The 488-nt window shown below is 63.3% G+C and carries 1 protein-coding gene; it reads left to right on the forward strand.

Translation table 11 applies throughout. The features are described from left to right. Positions 1-30: 30 nt before the first annotated feature. Positions 31-488: HD domain-containing phosphohydrolase (locus tag J5M56_RS24720; protein WP_279381846.1), on the forward strand; the 458-nt coding region annotated here is incomplete at its 3' end.

Raw genomic sequence — 488 nt, forward strand, 5'->3', positions numbered from 1 at the left:
TCACTGACTTTGGTCGGAGACATCATTGACTTGAAGCTGCCATGGCTGGCCGGGCATTCGCGTCAGGTCGCGCATGTTGCCATGGAAGCTGCGCGCCTGTGGGGGCTGAGTGAGCCGACGCTGACAGACATTGGCAAGTCCGCGCTGATTTACGGTCTCGGCCGCGCAGCCGTTTCCAATCATCTTTGGAATAGCCCAGGGCCGCTGCCCTACGGTGCGGCAGAGCGAGTGCGCCTGGTGCCTTATTGGACGCAACAGGCGCTCCGACCGGTAGCGGAATTGGCCGCGCCCGCCGAGATAGCCACCCACGCTTATGAACGACTCGACGGCAGCGGCTATTTTCGCGGGGTGGCGGGTGATGCGTTGAGTGCTGGACATCGACTGCTTGCTACTTCGGTCGCCTGGGTGGCGTTGAGGCAGGCCCGGCCCTGGCGATCAGCCCACGACGAAGCCGCAGCAGCCACGCTACTCAAAAAGGATGCTGGCCG

It is taken from the genome of Pseudomonas sp. 51_B, assembly GCF_017491595.1.
Taxonomy (GTDB): Bacteria; Pseudomonadota; Gammaproteobacteria; order Pseudomonadales; family Pseudomonadaceae; genus Aquipseudomonas; species Aquipseudomonas promysalinigenes.